Annotated in this window: 11 protein-coding genes; all 11 read left to right on the top strand. The window is 67.1% G+C overall.

Annotation, left to right across the window (positions count from 1 at the left end; genetic code table 11):
- Window positions 1-533: 533 nt before the first annotated feature.
- The 11 genes from dnaN (at window position 534) to AC1D1G_RS00325 (ending at window position 13,911) form a co-directional block, all read left to right on the top strand.
- Window positions 534-1,718: a DNA polymerase III subunit beta gene (gene dnaN, locus AC1D1G_RS00375; protein WP_005249107.1), complete on the top strand. Its 1,185-nt coding sequence runs from the start codon at window positions 534-536 to the stop codon at window positions 1,716-1,718.
- 62 nt (window positions 1,719-1,780) lie between these two features.
- Window positions 1,781-2,692, top strand: coding sequence for a phosphogluconate dehydrogenase (NAD(+)-dependent, decarboxylating) (gene gnd / locus AC1D1G_RS00370; protein ID WP_317570522.1), 912 nt, complete (start codon window positions 1,781-1,783; stop codon window positions 2,690-2,692).
- A complete protein-coding gene (gene recF, locus AC1D1G_RS00365) occupies window positions 2,693-3,925 on the top strand; it encodes a DNA replication/repair protein RecF (RefSeq protein ID WP_477950468.1) in 1,233 nt (410 codons plus the stop codon).
- A complete protein-coding gene (locus AC1D1G_RS00360) occupies window positions 3,915-4,478 on the top strand; it encodes a DUF721 family protein (protein WP_005249104.1) in 564 nt (187 codons plus the stop codon). Before recF ends, AC1D1G_RS00360 begins: the two co-directional genes overlap by 11 nt.
- A 125-nt stretch (window positions 4,479-4,603) precedes the next feature.
- Window positions 4,604-5,512 carry a metal-dependent hydrolase gene (locus tag AC1D1G_RS00355; protein WP_283334689.1) on the top strand — a complete coding sequence of 303 codons (909 nt, stop codon included), beginning with the start codon at window positions 4,604-4,606 and terminating at the stop codon, window positions 5,510-5,512.
- Window positions 5,509-6,627 (top strand): PDR/VanB family oxidoreductase, encoded by a 1,119-nt coding sequence (locus tag AC1D1G_RS00350; protein ID WP_105416938.1) that lies wholly within the window; start codon window positions 5,509-5,511, stop codon window positions 6,625-6,627. Before AC1D1G_RS00355 ends, AC1D1G_RS00350 begins: the two co-directional genes overlap by 4 nt.
- Window positions 6,628-6,677: 50 nt before the next feature.
- Window positions 6,678-7,616 (top strand): alpha/beta fold hydrolase, encoded by a 939-nt coding sequence (locus AC1D1G_RS00345; RefSeq protein WP_477950465.1) that lies wholly within the window; start codon window positions 6,678-6,680, stop codon window positions 7,614-7,616.
- A gap of 197 nt (window positions 7,617-7,813) precedes the next feature.
- Window positions 7,814-9,856 carry a DNA topoisomerase (ATP-hydrolyzing) subunit B gene (gene gyrB, locus AC1D1G_RS00340; protein WP_283354575.1) on the top strand — a complete coding sequence of 681 codons (2,043 nt, stop codon included), beginning with the start codon at window positions 7,814-7,816 and terminating at the stop codon, window positions 9,854-9,856.
- A 425-nt stretch (window positions 9,857-10,281) separates the two neighbouring features.
- Complete coding sequence (locus tag AC1D1G_RS00335; RefSeq protein WP_283354574.1) at window positions 10,282-13,116, top strand: sensor histidine kinase; 2,835 nt, start codon at window positions 10,282-10,284, stop codon at window positions 13,114-13,116.
- On the top strand, window positions 13,113-13,529 hold the full coding sequence (locus tag AC1D1G_RS00330; RefSeq protein ID WP_005249096.1) for a roadblock/LC7 domain-containing protein: 417 nt from the start codon (window positions 13,113-13,115) through the stop codon (window positions 13,527-13,529). The genes AC1D1G_RS00335 and AC1D1G_RS00330 overlap by 4 nt, the downstream gene beginning before the upstream one ends.
- Before the next feature lie 7 nt (window positions 13,530-13,536).
- A complete protein-coding gene (locus AC1D1G_RS00325) occupies window positions 13,537-13,911 on the top strand; it encodes a DUF742 domain-containing protein (RefSeq protein WP_005249095.1) in 375 nt (124 codons plus the stop codon).
- Window positions 13,912-13,917: the final 6 nt, after the last annotated feature.

Raw genomic sequence — 13,917 nt, 5'->3', positions numbered from 1 at the left:
GGGTTGGCTCGAGCGGGTCCTCGAGGTACCGCTCGAGGGTCTACTCGAGGCTTGCGCGAACCCCCGCCGACACGACACGCCGATGCAACACGCCGACGCCGGGACCTGGGATAAAGCATGCACACCTGTGGATAAGTGTGGGGATGAGGTGGAATCTCTGTGGACAGAACGTGCAGAACTTTGAACAACCTCGAGTAGTCCACATGGGTGCCGGATTGGTCCTCGAGTTTGTCCTCGAGAATTCCCCACACGACGACGCGGACGGACCAGCGGCTACACGCCTTCGTCCACAGATTCCACAGGACCTAATAGTACTTCTCATTAATTCTTATAAAAACCTCTTTGAAAACAGGGTTGGGGACAGCGTCGGTTCACAGGCCTCGGTCGGCGACTCGAGGACGCGACGGTTCCGCTTTCAACTTCGTCCTCGAGGGCATACGGTTATGCATCGCCGCTCTGTGAAAGACTGCAGTGCTGTGGTCACGGCCCGACCGTGGCGAACAACCGTGCCTACCGAGAGGAACAACCCGGCGATGGAGCTTGGAAGCCTGAAGTTTCGTGTCTCCCGGGAAGAATTCGCTGATTCAGTGGCATGGGTCGCTCGCAGTCTGCCGTCGCGGCCTCCTGTCCCCGTTCTCGGCGGTGTTCTCCTGGACGCGACCGAGCAAGGGTTGACGGTTTCCGGATTCGACTACGAGGTGTCGGCCCAGGTCAGGGTCGCAGCCGAGGTCGGAAGCGCCGGTCAGGTCCTCGTCTCCGGCAAGCTTCTCGCCGACATCACGAAGTCGCTTCCCAACAAGCCGGTAGACGTGACCCTCGAAGGCACCCGCGTGCTGATCACGTGCGGAAGCGCCAAGTTCTCCCTGCCCACGATGCCGGTCGAGGACTATCCCCAGCTTCCGCAGCTGCCGCAGCAGACCGGCTCGATTCCCGCCGACGTGTTCTCCGAAGCGATCAGTCAGGTGGCTGTCGCGGCGGGCAAGGACGACACCCTGCCGATGCTCACCGGCATCCGCGTCGAGATCGAACGCAACGCGATCGTGCTCGCCGCCACCGACCGGTTCCGTCTCGCAGTCCGTGAACTCGAGTGGTCGCCGGCGAACCCCGACACCACCGCGGCCGTCCTCATCCCCGCAAAGACGCTCTCCGAATCGGCGAAAACGCTTGCAGGAGATGCCACTTCGCCGGTCGAGCTGGCGCTCGGTTCGGGTTCCGCGGTCGGCAACGACGGGCTCCTCGGCATCGTCAACGACGGCCGCCGCACCACCACCCGGTTGCTGGACGCCGAGTTCCCGAAGTTCCGGCAGCTGCTGCCGTCCGAGCACACGGCACTGGCCACCGTCGAAATCGCTCCGCTCGTCGAGGCGATCAAGCGTGTTGCCCTCGTCGCCGAGCGCGGCGCGCAGGTCCGCCTGCAGTTCTCCACCGAGGGACTTCTCCTCTCCGCGGGTGGCGACGATGCGGGTCGCGCAGAAGAAGGCTTGAACGCGGTCTTCCAGGGTGAGCCGCTCACGATCGCCTTCAACCCCGGCTACCTGATCGACGGACTGTCCTCGCTGCACAGCGAGCAGGTGCTGTTCGGTTTCACGACCCCCAGCCGCCCCGCCGTGCTGCGCCCGGCCACCGAGGACGAGATCGAGCCCGACGATTCCGGCAACTTCGCGGCGCCGGAGAGCGCGTACACGTACCTGCTGATGCCGGTGCGTCTCCCGGGCTGACGGTTTCGCGAAAGCGAAACCAGCACTGCCGAACGAAATCTCACGAGTGGACGGAGATCACGATGCAGATCGGGTTGGTCGGGCTCGGAAAGATGGGATTCAACATGCGCGAGCGGTTGCGCGCGCACGGGCACGAGGTGGTCGGTTACGACCCCCGCCCCGAGGTCACGGATGTGGCGTCGCTCGCGGAACTCGCGACACGACTCGAGTCTCCCCGAGTCGTGTGGGTGATGGTTCCGGCGGGAAAGATCACCCAGGACACGGTGACCGAGCTGTCGTCGGTGCTCGAGACCGGCGACCTGGTGATCGACGGCGGCAACTCGAGATACACCGACGACAAAGTCCACGGTGAGCTGCTGGGTTCCCGCGGCATCGGCTACCTCGACTGCGGTGTGTCCGGCGGAGTCTGGGGACTCGAGAACGGCTACGGCCTGATGGTCGGCGGATCGGAGGCGGACGTCGAGCGGGCGCTGCCCATCTTCGACGCTCTGCGCCCCGAGGGTGAGCGCGCGGACGGCTTCGTCCACGCCGGCCCGGTCGGTGCAGGCCACTACGCGAAGATGATCCACAACGGCATCGAATACGGACTGATGCAGGCGTACGCCGAGGGCTACGAGCTGCTCGAGGCGGAAGACCTCGTCACGGACGTCCACGGTGTGCTGCGCGCGTGGACCAAGGGCACAGTGGTCCGGTCGTGGCTGCTGGAGCTGCTCGTCAAGGCATTGGGTGAGGATCCCGATTTCGCCGAGATCTCCGGTTACACAGAAGATTCCGGTGAGGGTCGTTGGACCGTACTCGAGGCGATCGACCATGCCGTGCCCGCACCGGTGATCTCGGCCGCGTTGTTCGCGCGGTTCGCGTCCCGTCAGGACGATTCCCCCGCGATGAAGGCCGTCTCGGCGCTGCGCAACCAGTTCGGTGGTCACGCCGTGAAGACGGCGGCAGGCGAGGCAGAAGCCGGTTCTGGAACGTAGGTGTTCGTTCGCGCACTCTCGCTCAGAGACTTCCGTTCCTGGGACGCTCTCGGTCTCACCCTGCGTCCGGGCTGCACCGTCTTCGTCGGACCCAACGGTCACGGCAAGACGAACGTGCTCGAGGCGCTCGGCTACCTGTCGACCCTGTCGTCTCATCGGGTCAGCTCGGACGCCCCGCTGATCCGGACGGGTACCGGTCAGGCGTTCGCCGGGGCGACCGTCGTCAACGCCGGCCGGGAACTGACCGTCGATCTCGAGTTGAACGAGGGCAAGTCCAACCGGGCACGAATCAACCAGTCACCCACCCGGCGGCCGCGAGAGATTCTCGGGATTCTGCAGACGGTGCTGTTCGCGCCGGAGGATCTGTCGCTGGTCCGCGGTGACCCGGGGGATCGGCGACGCTACCTCGACGAACTCCTCACGGCCCGTATTCCGCGGATGGCGGCGGTACGCGCCGATTACGACCGGGTGCTGCGGCAGCGGTCGGCGCTGCTCAAGACCGCGGGCGGCGCGTTGCGACGGGTGTCCCGCGGCAGCGGCCGGCCGAGCGAAGACGGCGCGAGTGCCCTTGCCACGCTGGAGGTCTGGGACGGTCATCTCGCCGCACACGGCGCAGAGCTGCTCGCCGGGCGGCTCCACCTCGTCCACGATCTCGCTCCCCACCTGGCCGAGTCGTACCAATCGCTGGCGCCGGAATCGAGGCCCGCGAGCATCCGCTACCGCTCGAGTCTGGGCTCCTCGCTGCCACCGGAGTTCACCGAACCGGCTCGAGTGCCCGAGGCGGGTGACATCGCGTTTCTCGAGGAGCGATTCCTCCAGGAGCTGTCCGTGATGCGCTCCAAGGAAATCGAGCGCGGTGTGTGTCTCGTCGGACCGCATCGTGACGATCTCGAACTGCACCTCGGCGACACCCCGGCGAAGGGATTCGCGAGTCACGGTGAGTCGTGGTCGTTCGCGCTCTCGTTGCGGCTGGCGGGATTCGCCCTGCTGCGCTCGGACGGCAGCGATCCCGTCCTCATGCTCGACGACGTGTTTGCCGAACTCGACCGTCGTCGACGGCGCGCACTCGCCAAGGTCGCGTTGGACGCGGAACAGGTGCTGATCACAGCCGCCGTGCCGGAAGATGTTCCGGAGGAACTCGACGCCGTCCGATTCGGTGTGGAGGCCCGCGACACCGACCGAGGACGGATATCGCACATCGTGGAAGAGCCGGAGGACCGCAGTGACGGATGATCTCGAACCCACCGCACCGGCTGCGGCCCCCGAACCGGAGGTGAAGGGAATCGACCTCGCCCGCCGCGCCCTCGAAGAGGCGCGTGCCGCGGCGAAGGCGAGCGGAAAATCCGTCGGTCAGGGCCGCCGATCCGGAACCGGTGTCCGGGCCCTGCGCGCCCGGCGTCGACGCGGATGGTCGGGTCCGGGACCGGACGACCGCGATCCGCAGCCGTTCGGTGCACTGACCAACGCGATCGCGAAACAGCGCGGCTGGTCGCCCAAGGTGTCCGAGGGGACGGTCCTCGGTCGGTGGGTGCAGGTGGTCGGTGAGGACATCGCCGCGCACGCCGAACCGACGGGGCTGCGGGACGGGATCCTGAGCGTCTCCGCGGAGTCGACGGCCTGGGCGACGCAGCTTCGGATGATGCAGTCGCAGATTCTCGCGAAGATCGCCGCGGCCGTCGGCGACGGCGTCGTGAAGTCGTTGCGGATCACCGGTCCGACCGCTCCGAGCTGGCGAAAAGGGGAACGGCACATCCGGGGGCGCGGCCCCCGGGACACGTACGGATAGGCCGGAGCGGACGTTCGGTTCCTGGTTTTGTCTATTACCCGGTGTTACAGTTACTCCAGGTTTTCGAGTGAACTGTGCCACAGGCCTCCGTCGTGGCGCAGCCGCCGGCACGAAGGAGTAACGAGATGTCCGCCCCGACTGCACCCCGGAACGCGATCCCCGAACCGGACCACATCCTGTTGCAGGCCAGGAACGTGGAGTTCGACTGGTCGAACCTCCCCATGCACTGGATCCCGGGCGACCCGTTCAGCACGCACGTCCTCAACGTCCTGCACCTCCTCCTGCCCGCGGGCGAGGAGTGGTTCGTCGAGACGTTCAAAGAGGCACTGCCGCTGATCGAGGACGAGCAGCTCCGCGACGACGTCGTCGGATTCATCGGCCAGGAGGCGATGCACGCCAACGCCCACACCGGCGTTCTGGTGCACCTGAAGGAGAAGGGTCTCGACCCGACACCCTTCACCGAGCAGATGGAATGGACGTTCTCCAAGATCCTCGGCCCGCGACCGCTCACCGGTCTGCGCGAGAAGAACTACCTGATCGAGCGGCTGGCGGTCATCGCCGCGATCGAGCACATCACCGCGTTCCTCGGCGACTGGGTGCTCAACGCCGAGGGACTCGACCGCTCCGGCATGCATCCGACGATGCTCGATCTGCTGCGCTGGCACGGCGCCGAGGAGGTGGAGCACCGCTCCGTCGCATACGACGTCATGCGGTACTTCGACAAGCGTGAGTCCCGGCGGATCCGCACCCAGGTGATCGTCACCCCGGTGATCGTGTGGCTGTGGGTGCGCGGCACCCGTTTCCTCATGCGCAACGATCCGGAGCTCGCCCAGTGGTCGGCGCACCGGCGTAAGCCGCACCTGACCGATTTCTTCGCGGCAGGCAAGCGCGGCACCCTCCCGACGGCCCGGGAACTCGGCAAGCGGATGTCGACGTACTTCACGCGTTCGTACCACCCGAGCAACGAGGGTTCGACGGCGCAGGCCGTGAAGTACCTGGCCTCCTCGCCCGCGGCTCAGGCGGCCGAACGATGAAGCTGTCGCAGGTGCGGGAGGTGCTCACCGGGCAGGGCCTGCCCCGCTACGACGCTCCCCCGGACATCAAGGGGCGACCGCGCCCCGACCGCGCCATGCGGATCACCGAGGCCGTGGCCGCCAAGTACCTCCGCGTTCTCACCGCATACGAATACAACCCGGGCGTCGCCGGTCACAACCCGGACGTGGCGATGAAACTGGTTGTCTCCCAACGCGACGTCGTCGCACGGGACGAGAACGTCGTCCAGTTGCGGTTCGAAGCCGAGGACGGTGCGGAACTGCCTGCGTGGCAGCCGGGTTCGCACCTCGACTTCCACCTGCCGTCCGGGCTGCGACGTCAGTACTCGCTGTGCGGGGACCCGTCCGACCGCACGGGCTACAGTGTTGCCGTCCGCCGGATCCCCGAGGGCGGTGGGGGATCCCTCGAGATGCACGCGCTCGAACCCGGCACCCCGGTGACGGTGCGCGGGCCCCGCAACGGGTTTCCCTTCGTCGGCGAGGGGAGTGCGCTCTTCGTCGCCGGCGGAATCGGTATCACGCCGATCCTGGCGATGGTCCGGGCGGCGCGCGACCTCGGAATGGACTGGCAGTTCGTGTACTCCGGCCGGTCGCGGGAGTCGATGCCTTTCCTCGACGAGATCGAAACATTCGATCGGTCACGGGTTTTCATCCGACCCGACGACGAGTTCGGACTGCCGACCGCCGGGGAGTTGCTGGAGCGTGCCGCGCCGGGCGGCGCCGTCTACTGCTGCGGACCGACACCGATGCTGGAGTCGGTACGCCGCGCGTTCCCCGGAAGCCCCGCCACCGCATTGCATTTCGAACGCTTCGGGGCACCGCCGGTGCTCGACGGCACCGAATTCGAAGTGCAGCTTCTCAGCACCGGTGAGGTGCTCACCGTCCCCGCCGACGAATCCGCACTGACGGTGATCAAGAAGACGATGCCCGGAGTGGGGTACTCGTGCCAGCAGGGATTCTGCGGCACCTGCCGGGTGAAGGTGCTGTCCGGAACCCCGGATCACCGCGAGACGCGGCTCACCGACGCCGAGCAGGAGAACGAGATGCTGATCTGCGTGTCCCGCGCCGACAGCGGCCGTCTCGTCCTCGATCTGTAGTTCCCACCGTCGATCCCGTACCCGAACCCGCACGACCAGAGGACCCCACCATGACTCCATCCACATCCGGTACCGCCCGGCGGATCACCAACGGTTCCGTCGAACTTGCCGTGTTCGAGGAGGGCAACCCCGACGGCGAGACGATCGTGCTGGTGCACGGCTGGCCCGACACCCACGACCTGTGGAACCGGGTGGTGCCGTTCCTGACGGAACGGTTCCGGGTGGTCAGCTACGACAGCCGCGGCGCAGGCCGGAGCACCGTGCCCACCCGGGTCGAGGACTACCGACTGCCCGCCCTGGCCGGCGACCTGTTCGCGGTGATCGACGCCGTCAGCCCGGGCCGGCCGGTGCACGTGCTGGCCCACGACTGGGGATCGGTGGAGGCGTGGGAGGCGGTCTGCGAACCGGGAGCCCGCGCACGGATCGCGTCGTTCACCTCGGTCTCCGGGCCCAACCTCGATCACCTCGGCAAGTGGATGCGCCGTCGCATCTCGGACCGCAGCTTCGGCGGGCCGCTCGCGCAGGCCGTCGCGTCCGGCTACACCGTGCTGTTCCAGATCCCGGGCCTGGCGACGCTGCCGCTGCGGCTGTGGTTCTCCCGGCACTGGCCGGCGTTCCTGAAGTTCTTCGACCGCCTCGACCCCGCGCTGGTGCGTCCGGCGCCGACGCTGGCGGACGACATGGTGAACGGTCTCAAGTTGTACCGCGCGAACATCCGGACGAGTCTGCTGAGGCCGCGCGAGCGGCACACCGACGTCCCCGTCCAGCTCATCCTGAACAAGAACGACAAGGCGGTGCGGCCCGTCGGCTACGAGGACACCGAGAAATGGGCGCCCGACCTGCGGCGTCGAGAGGTCGACGCCGGGCACTGGTCGCCGATCTCGCACGCCGAGGACATCGCGCAACTCGCCGCGGAGTTCGTGCTGGACATCGAGGACCGGCGGTGGGCGGATCTCCCCGACGGCCCGTCCGAGAGCGCTTCTGCCTAGGTTTTCACTCCCGAGACGCCCTGAAAATTCGTCTACGGGGCGCTCAGGGGTGTCATAGCCCGCTCCTGGCGCTGACGTACCAGTAAGATGGCCGAGGTAACTAGCGGCAAGATTCCCGATTCTCGTCTCCCGCGTGCCCGACCAGGGCGGTGGGCGCCTGCGTCGGGCATTGGACGGAGAAGGAGAGCTACCCACCCGTGGCTGCCCAGAAGTCAGACAAAAGCACCTCCAGCAAGGACTACGGCGCTTCTTCCATCACCGTCCTCGAGGGACTCGAAGCTGTTCGTAAGCGACCGGGTATGTACATCGGTTCCACCGGTGAACGCGGTCTCCACCACTTGATCTGGGAAGTCGTCGACAACTCCGTCGACGAGGCCATGGCCGGCCATGCCACCAAGGTCGAGATCACCCTGCTCGAAGACGGTGGCGTCCAGGTCGTCGACGACGGTCGAGGCATCCCCGTCGGGATGCACGCCTCCGGTGTCCCCACCGTCGAGGTCGTCCTCACCCAGCTCCACGCCGGCGGCAAGTTCGACTCCGACTCCTACGCCGTGTCCGGCGGTCTGCACGGTGTCGGTATCTCCGTCGTCAACGCGCTGTCCACCCGGCTCGACGTCGACATCAAGCGTGACGGCTTCCAGTGGAACCAGACGTACACCGACTCGAAGCCGGGCGAACTCGTCAAGGGCGAAGCCACCAAGGAGACGGGCACCACGGTCACGTTCTGGGCCGACCCGAACATCTTCGAGACCACGGTCTACAGCTTCGAGACGGTCGCGCGCCGCCTCCAGGAGATGGCCTTCCTCAACAAGGGCCTGACGATCACCCTCACCGACGAGCGCGTCAGCGACGCCGAGGTCACCGAAGAGGTCGTCAGCCAGGTCGCCGACGCGCCGAAGACCGCCGAGGACGAGTCCGCCGAGGCGCATGCGCCTGCCGTGCACAAGGTGAAGACCCGCGTCTACCACTACCCGGGCGGCCTCGAGGACTACGTGCGGCACATCAACCGCACGAAGCAGCCGATCCACAACTCCGTCGTCGGATTCACCGCGAAGGGCACCGGCCACGAACTCGAGATCGCGATGCAGTGGAACTCCGGCTACTCGGAGTCGGTCCACACGTTCGCGAACACCATCAACACGCACGAGGGCGGCACCCACGAAGAGGGCTTCCGTTCCGCTCTGACGGCGACGGTCAACAAGTACGCGCTCGACAAGAAGCTCCTCAAGGAGAAGGACCCGAAGCTCACGGGTGACGACATTCGTGAGGGTCTCGCGGCGATCATCTCCGTGAAGGTTGGTGAACCGCAGTTCGAGGGTCAGACGAAGACGAAGCTCGGTAACACCGAGGTCCGGTCGTTCGTCCAGAAGGCGAGCAACGAGCACCTGTCGCACTGGTTCGAAGCGAACCCGGCCGACGCGAAGACCATCGTGAACAAGGCGGTGTCGTCGGCGCAGGCCCGCGTCGCCGCCCGCAAGGCCCGCGAACTGGTGCGCCGCAAGAGCGCCACCGACCTCGGCGGCCTGCCGGGCAAGCTCGCCGACTGCCGGTCCAACGATCCGAGCAAGTCCGAGATCTACATCGTGGAGGGCGACTCCGCAGGCGGCTCGGCCAAGTCCGGCCGCGACTCGATGTACCAGGCGATCCTGCCGCTGCGCGGAAAGATCATCAACGTCGAGAAGGCACGCATCGACCGTGTGCTGAAGAACACGGAAGTCCAGTCGATCATCACCGCGTTCGGCACGGGCATCCACGACGAATTCGACATCGCGAAGCTGCGGTACCACAAGATCGTGCTGATGGCCGACGCCGACGTCGACGGCCAGCACATCGCAACGCTGCTGCTCACGCTGCTGTTCCGCTTCATGCGGCCCCTCGTCGAGCACGGCCACGTGTATCTGGCGCAGCCCCCGCTGTACAAGTTGAAGTGGCAGCGCAGCGAGCCGGAGTTCGCGTATTCCGACCGCGAGCGCGACGTCCTGGTCAAGGCCGGCCTCGAGTCCGGCAAGAAGATCAACAAGGACGACGGCATCCAGCGTTACAAAGGTCTCGGCGAGATGAACGCCAAGGAACTGTGGGAGACCACGATGGATCCGACGGTGCGCGTCCTGCGTCTGGTGACGCTCGACGACGCAGCCGCAGCCGACGAGCTGTTCAGCGTTCTCATGGGTGAGGACGTCGAGGCCCGGCGAAGCTTCATCACCCGTAACGCCAAGGACGTCCGCTTCCTCGACGTCTAGGTATCCGGCACAAGAGATTACGGATGTCATGCAGCCACCGGCGGTCGGAAGACCCCGGTGGCTGCACCCGTCTGGGCCGGTTGCGGGACCGGGTCGCGCAGAAATCCGTCCTCGACTGTGAACCGCGATTCTGTGTAGCCTGGTCCGCTGATCCACCCCGCGACGGCAACGTCTGGGATCGGTGGTGCGCATGTTACTTAGAAGTAAGGATCGGGGAATTTCTGTGGTAAGAACGTTCCCCATGGGGATGTGATGAACTCGTTACATTCGGAAATCGGTGCGTCGGGCAGCGCTGCGCACAGCGCAACTGATCGATCACTTTCCTCTGTCGACGCGTGTCGTCCGGACCGGTACGACTGTCCCGCCGCAGACGCGGTCACGAGCACAGAGCGACAAGCTATGAGTGGTTGGAAAGGAAGCGTGGGATGAGCGACGATTCGCCGCCCCGGGCAAAGTTCTGGGATATCGAGGGCTGGGGCCTGCGGTGGAAGGTCACCGCGGTTCTCGCAGTTCCCGTCACCGTCGCCATGGTGCTCGGCGGGCTCCGTGTGCAGGGCGAGCTGAGTAACGCCGTCCACTTCACCGAGGCGGCCGACCAGATCGTCGTCGTCCCGGACATCGTGGCCCTCGAGGCCTCGATGGGTACCGTGACCAGTGGTTACGCCTCGGGCACCCTCACCAAGCAGGACCGCGAGGACGCGGAAGCCCTGATGAACGATGTGTCCGAACAGGCCCGGAACCCCGAACTGGATCCCGCCGTCGCGAGTTCCATCAACCAGACCGTCTCGGACGGCCGCGCCCTCCTGAATCTGATGGATTCCCCGGGCGTCGCCACCGACCTCCTCGCGGAACGCCAGCGCGCGTTCGCCGCGGACTTCATCCGCGAAGTGGACGACATCGTCCGTCCCATCGAAGACAGCGAAGTCGTCGACAAGGGCTACCAGCTGACCAACGCGTGGCAGGCGCAGCGTCGTCTGTTCGAACAGGCCATGGGCCTCGTGATCGTGAAGGACGTCTACGCCGGTCCCGACGGACGGGAGAAGGCCCGCACAGGCGACATCCCCACCTCGGCCGTCGTCGCGGCCGCCGGCGCCGAATCGAGCCTCCTCGACGTCCTCGACCGGTACTACCCCAAGGGTGATGCCCGTCTCGAGACGCTGCGAAACAACATCAACGACCGCAACGCCCTCATCGACCAGGGTTTGGCGGACGCGGCGCGCGGCGGGATGCTGCCCATCCTGCAGCTGCGCTCCTCGCTCATCGCGAGCCGTGACGTCTACCAGGAGCTGACCAGCGAAGCGGCGAAGGACATCGCGTCCACCGTGCAGGTCCGCGCGGCCGAGACCCGGTCCGCCGCGCTGCGTGACACGGCGATCGTCCTCGGAACCCTGCTCGCCGCGCTCGTCCTCGCGCTCCTCGTGTCGCGGTCGCTGATCGGTCCGATCCGCCGCCTGCGGTACGGCGCGCTGAAGGCCGCCCGCCGCGACCTTCCGGAGGCGATCGAGCAGATCAAGGCCAGTGACGATCCGCGGGCACTGTCGTTCGAGCCGGTGGCCGTGCACTCCTCCGAGGAGATCGGCCAGCTCGCCCGCGCCGTGGACGACATCCACGGGCAGGCACTCAAGCTCGCCGGTGAGCAGGCACAACTGCGCCTGCAGATCAACGACATGTTCGAAACGCTCGCGCGCCGAAGCAAGTCGCTCGTCGACCAGCAGCTCGGCCTGATCGAGAATCTCGAGTTCGAGGAGAAGGATCCGAAGCGACTCGAGAGCCTGTTCCGGCTCGACCACCTGGCCGCGCGTATGCGCCGGAACGGTGAGAACCTGCTGATTCTGGCCGGCACCCGCGTGCGTCGTTCGCAGGCGGCGCCGATCCCGCTCGGCGACGTGCTGCGTGCCGCGATCTCCGAGGTCGAGGACTACCAGCGTGTGCAGATGGGTGCGACCCCCGAGGGCGCGCTCAGCGGCACCGTCGTCACGGACGTCGTGCACCTGCTCGCCGAACTCGTCGACAACTCGCTGCGCGCTTCGCCGCCCGACACGGTCGTAACGTTCAGTTTTGCTCGCGCCGTGGACGGCGGGGTGCTGCTCGAGATCGCGGACCGCGGTATCGGTATCCCGGCCGACGACATGCGCGCCGTCAACGAGCGGCTGGCATCGGGTGGTGAGGTCGGTCCCGAGACCGCCCGCCACATGGGTCTGTTCGTCGTGAGCCGGCTCGCGAAGCGTCACGGCCTGACCGTGCGCCTGCGGTCGACGTTCGACACCGCCCGCAACCCGGGCGTGACCGTGAGCATTCACATCCCGAATGCGCTGATCGTGTCGCAGGCCGCCCGGCAGGACACGGGACCGCAACGGAAGATCCCCGCGGCACCGGTCCGGACCGCCATTCCGGCACCCGCGGCCCCGGCACCGCGCAAGGACAACGGACAGCAGCCGGCAACCCGCAACGGACTGCCGACCCGCACCCCGTCCACTCCTCCGCCCGCGCCGAGCCCGGCACCTGCGGGTGCGGTGACGACGGCGTCGGGCACGAGCCTGCCCCGACGTCAGCCCGGTGCCAGTGGCATCGCGGCCGGCGCGGGATCGTCGGCCGGGGCACCGGCCGCGCAGTCTCAGGACACCGTCAACGTCCGTGGATCCGGGGCGATGCCGAAGCTGCCCGTGCGGCGGCCGCAGGCGACGACCCCGGAGACGGCACCGGCGCAATCGCAGCCGCAGCACGCACCGCACGCACCCCGCAGCGAGAACCGCATCGAGGCGCGGACCGCGGAGCAGCCGGCGCCCCCGTCGTCGAACGGCGACGACCAGGCGCCGGTGCGACACCGCTACCGCACCAACTCGGCGAAGACCGCGTCGTTCTTCCAGTCGCGGATCGATCCGCCACCGTCCGAGGCCACACCGCGCCCCGGCGGCGGCACCCCGATCTTCTCCGACATGGTGTCCGACTGGCTGACCGATCCGACCGGCGCCGAAGGCGCACCCGGCGTCTGGCATTCCGCCGGCGACGCCGGATGGTCGGCCGCGGAACGGATCAGCGAGACTCCCGTCGAGGTCGACCCGGAGATCGGACTGCCGAAGCGGCGTCCCGGCGACCGGCTGGTGCCCGGCACGGTCGAAGGCGCGCACAATACGGGGACACTGCGCCGGGTGCGTGACCCTGAGACAATTCGCGCGAATCTCAGTCGTCACCAGCAGGGCGTCCGAAACGGCAGGGCCACGAGGCTCGCGGAACGTAACAGCATTGAAGGAGACCGATGAACACCGCTCATGGATCCGACGTCACGCGACCGCTCGACTGGTTGGTGTCGAACTTCGCCAGTGACGTGCCCGGTGTCTCCCACGCCGTGCTCGTGTCCGCGGACGGTCTCCTGATGGCAGCCAGCGCCCATCTCCCCATCGACCGGGCCGAGCAGCTGGCCGCGGTCACCTCGGGGCTGGCCAGCCTGTCGGCCGGTGTGTCCCGGTTGTTCGAAGGCGGCGGAGTGCTGCAGTCGGTGGTCGAGATGCAGCACGGGTACCTGCTGCTCATGAGCGTCGGCGACGGCTCGCACCTCGCGACCCTCACGGACGCCGAGTGCGACATCGGGCAGGTCGGCTACGAGATGGCGATCCTGGTCGACCGCGTCGGCGCATCGGTGCAGGCCACGGCCCGCACCCCGCAGGGTCTCTGACCAGCCCATGCCCATGAACGACCACCACTCGGAGCAGCCGGGCCCGAACATCGTGCGCCCGTACTCGCTGACGTCGGGCCGGACCCGGCCTGCGGTCGAGCTCGCGCTCGAAGCGTTGATTCAGGCACTGCCGCAGTCGGTGGACCGGCAGTGGGAACTCGACGACGTCAACGCGGCGATCGTCGCGTTGTGTCAGCAGTCGCCTTCGGTAGCCGAGATCGCCGCCCGGGTGGGCGTTCCCCTCGGGGTGGCACGCGTCCTGGTCGCCGACCTGGTCGAGGCCGGTCATCTGCAGATCCTGGCCACCCTGAAGGAAGACTCGACCGACTCCGAACGTCGTGAACTCATCGAAAGGGTCCTCAGTGGACTTCGCGAAATCTGATCCCCG

This window comes from Rhodococcus sp. P3_B8 (genome assembly GCF_056402775.1).
The sequence above is the reverse complement of the archived record's forward strand: the minus strand, read 5'-3'. Positions and strand labels throughout refer to the sequence as shown.

Coding starts and splice junctions, on each gene's coding strand:
- dnaN (WP_005249107.1), top strand. CDS start 534: ATGGAGCTTGGAAGCCTGAAGTTTCGTGTCTCCCGGGAAGAATTCGCT.
- gnd (WP_317570522.1), top strand. CDS start 1,781: ATGCAGATCGGGTTGGTCGGGCTCGGAAAGATGGGATTCAACATGCGC.
- AC1D1G_RS00355 (WP_283334689.1), top strand. CDS start 4,604: ATGTCCGCCCCGACTGCACCCCGGAACGCGATCCCCGAACCGGACCAC.
- AC1D1G_RS00350 (WP_105416938.1), top strand. CDS start 5,509: ATGAAGCTGTCGCAGGTGCGGGAGGTGCTCACCGGGCAGGGCCTGCCC.
- AC1D1G_RS00345 (WP_477950465.1), top strand. CDS start 6,678: ATGACTCCATCCACATCCGGTACCGCCCGGCGGATCACCAACGGTTCC.
- AC1D1G_RS00335 (WP_283354574.1), top strand. CDS start 10,282: ATGAGCGACGATTCGCCGCCCCGGGCAAAGTTCTGGGATATCGAGGGC.
- AC1D1G_RS00330 (WP_005249096.1), top strand. CDS start 13,113: ATGAACACCGCTCATGGATCCGACGTCACGCGACCGCTCGACTGGTTG.
- AC1D1G_RS00325 (WP_005249095.1), top strand. CDS start 13,537: ATGCCCATGAACGACCACCACTCGGAGCAGCCGGGCCCGAACATCGTG.